We start from the raw sequence: 7,598 nt of genomic DNA, 5'->3' as shown, positions 1-7,598 counted from the left end.
CCACCGCGATTGCCGCCCTGACCCAGCAGGTGGCCACCGACCTCTGCCAGCGCGGTGCCTGGCCCGGCGCCCGCCTCCTCAGCTGAGTTTGTGTTTGGCCAGGATGCGGCGCTGGCTGCCGTCGGCGCGCATGGCCTCCCAGGCGCGCTGGAACAGCGCAATATCGCTGTCGTCAAAGTCGAGCGAGCCGGCCAGCCAGGCGGTGGTGCTGCGCAGCGGAGCGCTGGTCTCGAACTGGCCTTCTTCGGCTGGGCGGCTTTGCAGTGAGGCGGCGATGATGCGGCGCTCGCCGAACGCGGCATCGGCCATGCCGGCCAGCAGGAAGCGGTGCACTTCGTCGATCGAGGCCGCTTCGACCAGGCGCGTGAAGCCCAGCTCCTTGAGGATGGCGCCTTGCGCCCCGCCCCGCAGCAGGGCGATGCGTTTGCCCTTCATGTCCTCGGTCGGCAGCAAGCGCCCGCGCACCGCCAGCAGCAGGTAGTTCTCCTCGTACAGCGGCACCAGCCAGCGGTACTGCTGCTCGCGCTCGGGCAGCCGGGTCAGCGGATAAATGGCGGTGGCCTTCATGGTGGTGGCCAGGAAGAGCGCGCGGCGCCACGGCACAAACGTGGTGGCGGGCCGCAGCCCGGCGCGCCGGCACAGCTCGCCAACCAGCTCCTGCAAGCCGCCTTCGGGGCCGCGTTCATGCACCAGCGGCGGCAGGTGTGCGGTGACCAGGCGCATCGAGCGCGCCGCGCCGGCCAGCACCTCCTGCGGATATGCCAGCAGCCATGCCATCGCGCCCAGCCAAAGACGTCGCCCCATCATTTTTTCTTATACCCCCATCCCCAAACCGTATTTCCGTACACGTAAAGTAAACCGTAAACTGGACGATTGAAAAGGCCTGCACACCCGCGGCCACAGTGACTTAGGCGAGGACGCGCTTACCCGGCGCCCACCTATGCCAGGCACGCCCCGAACCACAATTTTGGAGACCCGCCACCATGCGCGACACCTCGGCGCCAGGCAGCAACTCGCCTGTACTCAACGACGTCAGCCTCGACGACAAATACACTTCCACCACCGGTAAAGTCTTCCTGTCCGGCATCCAGGCGCTGGTGCGCCTGCCAATGATGCAGCAACTGCGCGATGCGCGCGCCGGCTTGAACACCGGCGGCTTCATTTCCGGCTACCGCGGCTCGCCGCTGGGCGGCCTGGATGAAACCCTGTGGAAGGCCAAACCGCACCTGGAAAAGCACAATGTGCAGTTCGTGCCGGGCGTGAACGAGGACCTGGCGGCAACCGCCGTGTGGGGCTCGCAGCAGGTTGACCTGATCGGCCCGGCCAAGTACGACGGCGTGTTCGCCATGTGGTACGGCAAAGGCCCTGGCGTGGACCGCTGCGGCGACGTCTTCAAGCATATGAACCATGCCGGCACGTCGAAGAATGGCGGCGTGCTGCTGGTGGCCGGCGACGACCATGGCGCCTACTCGTCCACCCTGCCGCACCAGTCGGACCACATCTTCTCGGCCTGCATGATCCCCGTGCTGTACCCGTGCAACGTGCAGGAATACATCGACCTCGGCATCCATGGCTGGGCCATGTCGCGCTTCTCCGGTTGCGCGGTGGCCTTCAAGGCGCTGGCCGATACCGTGGAGTCGAGCGCGTCGATCGATGCCGACCCGTTCCGCGTCGAAGTGAAGATCCCGCAGGACTTCGTGATGCCGGAGGGCGGCCTGAATGCGCGCCTGTCCTCGATGCCGCTGGGCCAGCAGGCGCGCAGCCAGGAAGCGCTGATGCAGGACTACAAAATCTACGCGGCCCTGGCTTACGCCCGCGAGAACAAGCTGAATCACACCACCATCGATTCCAAGGATGCCAAGCTGGGCATCATCGCCTCCGGCAAGTCCTACCTGGACGTATTGGAAGCGCTGGAAGAACTGGGCATCGACGAGGCCATGGCGGCCAAGGTCGGCCTGCGCCTGTTCAAGGTCTCCATGCCATGGCCGCTGGAGCCGGACTCGGTGCGCGAATTCGCGCAGGGCCTGGACGAAATCCTGGTGGTGGAAGAAAAGCGCCAGTTCGTCGAATACCAGCTCAAGGAACAGCTGTACAACTGGCGCGACGACGTGCGTCCGCACATCATCGGCAAGTTCGACGACAAGGGCGAGTGGGTGGCGCCGCGCGGCGAATGGCTGCTGCCGCCGAAGGCCGACTTCTCGGTGTCGCAAGTGGCGCGCGTGATCGCCGGCCGTATCGCGCGCTACATCGCCGACACCAGCATCCAGGACCAGATCAAGGCGCGCCTGAGCTTCCTGGAAGCCAAGGATGCGGTGCTGAAGAAGGCCATCGAGACGCCGTTCCGCCCGGCCTTCTACTGCTCCGGCTGCCCGCACAACACCTCGACCAAGGTGCCGGAAGGCTCGTTCGCGCTGGCCGGCATCGGCTGCCACGTGATGGCCACTTCCATCTACCCGGAGATGAACAAGCTGACCACCCACATGGGCGGCGAAGGCACGCCGTGGATCGGCCAGGCCGCGTTCAGCAAGGTGCCGCACGTGTTCCAGAACCTGGGCGACGGCACCTACTTCCACTCCGGCTACCTGGCGATCCGCGCCGCGGTGGCGGCCAAGGTGAACATCACCTACAAGATCCTGTACAACGACGCCGTGGCCATGACCGGCGGCCAGCCGGTGGACGGCACCGTCTCGGTGCCGATGATCGCGCAGCAGATGGCGGCCGAAGGCATCAAGCGCATCGCGCTGGTGACCGAAGACCTGTCGCGCTACACCGACCGCTCGGCCCTGCCGAACATCGTGTCCCTGCACGACCGCAAGGAAATGGATGCCGTGCAGCGCGAACTGCGCGAACTGCCTGGCTGCACCGTCATCATCTACGACCAGACCTGCGCCGCCGAGAAGCGCCGCCGCCGCAAGAAGGGCGAGTTCCCCGACCCGAACAAGCGCATGGTCATCAACGAAGCCGTGTGCGAAGGCTGTGGCGACTGCGGCATCCAGTCCAACTGCGTCTCGATCCTGCCGAAGGAAACCGAGTTTGGCCGCAAGCGCACCATCGACCAGTCTTCCTGCAACAAGGACTACAGCTGCACCAAGGGCTTCTGCCCATCCTTCGTCACCGTTGAAGGCGGCACGCTGAAGAAGACCAAGACTGGCACCGCCAAGAACGACGACTGGGGCGATATCCCGGCGCCGGTCCTGCCGAGCATCGAGCAGCCGTACAACATCCTGATCAACGGCATCGGCGGCACCGGCGTGATTACCGTCGGCGCGCTGATGGGCATGGCCGCGCACCTGGAAGGCAAAGGCGCCTCGGTGCTGGACATGACCGGCATGTCGCAGAAGAACGGCTCCGTCACCTCGCACGTGAAGGTCGCCAAGACCCCGGCCCACCTGCGCGCGCAGCGTATCGCCACCGGCGAAGCAGACCTGATCCTGGGCTGCGACATGCTGACCTCCGGCGCCTACGACGCCGTGTCGAAAATGCGCCCGGGCCGCACCTTCGCCATCGTCAACCAGCACGAACAGCCGCCGGGCACCTTCGCGCAGAACGCCGACTGGCAGTACCCGGCTGAAAGCGTGGAAGCGCTGATCACCGAGTCGGTCGGCGGCGCGCAGGCGGTGGATTTCATCAACGCCACCAAGCTGGCCACCGCGCTGATGGGCGATTCGATCGCTTCCAACCTGTTCATGCTGGGTTACGCCTTCCAGAAGGGCCGCATCCCGCTGAGCGAAGCGGCCCTGCTGCGCGCCATCGAGCTGAATGGCGTGGCGGTGGAATCGAACAAGCGCTCCTTCCTGTGGGGCCGCCGCGCTGCGGTGGACTTCAAGCGCGTGGAGAAGACCGCGACCCCGGCCCAGGCGGTCGTGCTGCAGATGCCACAGTCGCTGGACAACATCATCAAGAAGCGCGTCGAGTTCCTGACCGGCTACCAGGATGCGGCTTACGCTGCCGCCTACGAGCAGCTGGTTGCGGAAGTGCGCGCCAAGGAGACTGCGCTGGGCCTGGGCAACAAACTGGCCACCGCCGTCGCCAAGTCGCTGTTCAAGCTGATGTCCTATAAGGATGAATACGAAGTGGCGCGCCTGTACACCGACGGCCGCTTCGTGGAGCAGCTGAAGTCGCAGTTCGAAGGCGACTTCTCGCTCAAGTTCAACCTGGCGCCGCCGCTGTTCGCGAAGAAGGATGCCAAGGGCCACCTGGTGAAGGCGGAATACGGTTCGTGGATGTGGAAGGCATTCCAGCTGCTGGCCAAGTTCAAGGGCCTGCGCGGCGGCACGTTCGACATCTTCGGCTACACCGAGGAGCGTAAGATGGAACGTGCGCTGATTAGCGAGTTCCGCGCCGTTGTTGCTGAGCTGCTGGGCGGGCTGTCGGCCTCCAACCATGAGCAGGCTGTGGCCATCGCCAACTTGCCGGAGAAGATCCGTGGCTTTGGCCATGTGAAGGAGAAGGCGGTGGCGGAGTACCAGGCCAACAAAGCGAAGTTGATGGCGGCCTTTAAGGGCGCTGCGCACGCGCATGCTGCCTGAAACCCGGTACGGCAGGGTCAGACCCAAGGGTCAGACCCCACGCATGCCGGAGCCGCTGACTGCGGATCAGACAGGGTCTGACCCTTGGGTCAGACCCGGGTTTACCGGGTCTAAGAATCACTTGACTTGACGTTAACGTAAACGTCATATAATCAAAAATCCCTGTTCCAAGGAACACACAACATGAACGACCTCGCCAACGCCAAGAAACTGTCCGCTGAGCCAGAGCAGGCCAAGACCGCGAACAAAGTCCGCTTTGTCACCGCCGCGTCCCTGTTCGACGGCCACGACGCCTCCATCAACATCATGCGCCGCATCCTGCAATCGCAGGGCGCCGAAGTGATCCACCTGGGCCACAACCGCTCGGTGGACGAAGTGGTGACCGCAGCCCTGACCGAAGACGTGCAAGGCATCGCCATCTCCTCCTACCAGGGCGGCCACGTTGAATACTTCAAGTACATGATCGACCTGCTGCGCCAGCGCGGCGGCGCGCACATCAAAGTGTTCGGCGGCGGCGGCGGCGTGATCGTGCCGAGCGAGATCAAGGACCTGCATGACTACGGCGTAACCCGCATCTTCTCGCCGGAAGACGGCCAGCGCATGGGCCTGGTCGGCATGATCCAATGGATGGTGCAGCAATGCGACGTCGACCTGTCCACCTACTCCCCGACCCAGCTCGACGTGCTGCGCGACGGCGATATCGAATCGCGCCACCGCCCGCTTGCCCAGCTGATCACCGCGCTGGAAAACGGCAAGGCCTCCGACAAGCTGCGCGCCGAGCTGGTAGCCGCCGCCAAGACCAAGACCGCGCCGACCCTCGGCATCACCGGCACCGGCGGCGCCGGCAAATCGTCGCTGACCGATGAACTGATCCGCCGCATCCGCCTGGACCAGGGCGACGCGCTGAACATCGCCGTGATCTCGATCGACCCGTCGCGCCGCAAATCCGGCGGTGCGCTGCTGGGCGACCGTATCCGCATGAACGCCATCAACCCTTGGAACGGCAAGACCCGCGTCTTCATGCGTTCCCTCGCGACGCGCGAAGCCGGCTCCGAAATCTCGCAAGCGTTGCCGGACGTGATCGCCGCCTGCAAAGTGGCCGGCTTCGACCTGGTGATCGTGGAAACCTCCGGTATCGGCCAGGGCGACGCCGCCATCGTGCCGCACGTCGACGTCTCCATGTACGTGATGACGCCGGAATTCGGTGCCGCCTCGCAGCTGGAAAAGATCGACATGCTCGACTTCGCCGACTTCATCGCGATCAACAAGTTCGACCGCAAAGGCGCGCAGGACGCACTGCGCGACGTGGCCAAGCAATACCAGCGCAACCGTGAGCTGTGGAGCAAGCGCCCGGAAGAAATGCCGGTGTTCGGCACCCAGGCGTCGCGCTTCAACGACGACGGCGTAACCGCCCTGTACCAGGGCTTGCTGCCGGTGCTGGCGGCCAAGGGCCTGTCCACCAAGCCGGGCGTGCTGCCGGCGACCGACGTGCGCTTCAGCTCCGGCAAGAATGTGATCGTGCCGCCGGCCCGTGCGCGCTACCTGGCCGAGATTTCGGACACCGTGCGCGGCTACCACAAGAAGACCCAGGCCCAGGCCAAGCTGGCGCGCGAACGCCAGCAGTTGCAGGAATCCAAGCGCATGTTCGCCGCCGCCGGCAAGAGCGCCGACTTCGACGACCTGATCACCGAGCGTGACCACGCCATGGACGGCGCCGCCAAGAAGCTGCTGGCGCAATGGCCGGACCTGCAGGCGGCCTACGCCGGCGACGAATACGTGGTGAAAATCCGCGACAAGGAAATCCGCACCGGCCTGGTACAGCACACCCTGTCCGGCACCAAGATCCGCAAGGTCTCGCTGCCGAAGTACGAAGACCACGGCGAACTGCTGCGCTGGCTGATGCTGGAGAACGTGCCGGGCTCTTACCCGTTCACCGCCGGCGTATTCGCATTCAAGCGCGAAGGAGAAGACCCGACCCGCATGTTCGCGGGCGAAGGCGACGCCTTCCGTACCAACCGCCGCTTCAAGCTGGTTTCCACCGGCATGGACGCCAAGCGCCTGTCGACCGCCTTCGACTCGGTCACCCTGTACGGCGCCGACCCGGCCATCCGTCCCGACATCTACGGCAAGATCGGCAACTCCGGCGTCTCCATCGCCACCCTGGACGACATGAAGGTGCTGTACGACGGCTTCGACCTGTGCAACCCGAGCACCTCGGTCTCGATGACCATCAACGGCCCGGCCCCGGCCATCCTGGCGATGTTCATGAACACCGCCATCGACCAGCAGATCGACAAGTTCGTGGCCGAGAACAAGCGCCAGCCGTCGGAAGACGAGTACCAGAAGATCAAGGACTGGGTGCTGATGAACGTGCGCGGCACCGTGCAGGCCGACATCCTGAAGGAAGACCAGGGCCAGAACACCTGCATCTTCTCGACCGAGTTCTCGCTGAAGGTGATGGGCGACATCCAGGAATACTTCGTGCACCACCAGGTGCGCAACTTCTACTCGGTGTCGATCTCCGGCTACCACATCGCGGAAGCGGGCGCGAACCCGATCTCGCAGCTGGCCTTCACGCTGTCCAACGGCTTCACCTTCGTCGAAGCCTACCTGGCGCGCGGCATGCACATCGACGACTTCGCGCCGAACCTGTCGTTCTTCTTCTCCAACGGCATGGACCCGGAATACACGGTGCTGGGCCGCGTGGCGCGCCGCATCTGGGCCGTGACGATGAAAGAGAAGTACGGCGCCAACGACCGCTCGCAGAAGCTGAAGTACCACATCCAGACTTCCGGCCGCTCGCTGCACGCGCAGGAAATCGACTTCAACGACATCCGCACCACGCTGCAGGCGCTGATCGCGATTTACGACAACTGCAACTCGCTGCACACCAACGCCTACGATGAAGCAATCACCACGCCGACCGACGAATCCGTCCGCCGCGCACTGGCGATCCAGCTGATCATCAACCGCGAATGGGGCCTGGCGAAGAACGAGAACCCGAACCAGGGCGCCTTCATCATCGAAGAGCTGACCGACCTGGTGGAGGAAGCCGTGCTGCAGGAATTC

At 64.6% G+C, this 7,598-nt stretch carries 3 protein-coding genes; 2 read left to right on the top strand and 1 reads right to left on the bottom strand.

Annotated features, from left to right (window positions below):
- Nucleotides 1-78: 78 nt before the first annotated feature.
- The gene (locus tag ACE3TQ_RS26575) at nt 79-807 is read right to left on the bottom strand and encodes a substrate-binding periplasmic protein (RefSeq protein WP_374586716.1); all 729 of its coding nucleotides are present in this window, start codon (nt 805-807) and stop codon (nt 79-81) included.
- A 176-nt stretch (nt 808-983) separates the two neighbouring features.
- On the opposite strand from ACE3TQ_RS26575, the gene ACE3TQ_RS26570 reads away from it, so the two are divergent.
- Both ACE3TQ_RS26570 and icmF read left to right on the top strand, forming a co-directional pair.
- Complete coding sequence (locus ACE3TQ_RS26570) at nt 984-4,529, top strand: indolepyruvate ferredoxin oxidoreductase family protein (protein WP_374586714.1); 3,546 nt, start codon at nt 984-986, stop codon at nt 4,527-4,529.
- Nucleotides 4,530-4,712: 183 nt separating this feature from the next.
- Nucleotides 4,713-7,598 (top strand): fused isobutyryl-CoA mutase/GTPase IcmF (gene icmF, locus ACE3TQ_RS26565; RefSeq protein ID WP_374586712.1); only part of this gene is annotated, 2,886 nt, incomplete at its 3' end.

Origin of the sequence: Pseudoduganella sp. (assembly GCF_041914865.1) — a bacterium.
Classification (GTDB): Bacteria; Pseudomonadota; Gammaproteobacteria; order Burkholderiales; family Burkholderiaceae_D; genus Rugamonas.
This window is presented reverse-complemented; position numbering and strand designations above follow the sequence as displayed.

What these genes read in the sequence shown, in the direction of transcription:
- ACE3TQ_RS26570 (WP_374586714.1), top strand. Translation starts at nt 984, where the DNA reads ATGCGCGACACCTCGGCGCCAGGCAGCAACTCGCCTGTACTCAACGAC.
- ACE3TQ_RS26575 (WP_374586716.1), bottom strand. Translation starts at nt 807, where the DNA reads ATGATGGGGCGACGTCTTTGGCTGGGCGCGATGGCATGGCTGCTGGCA.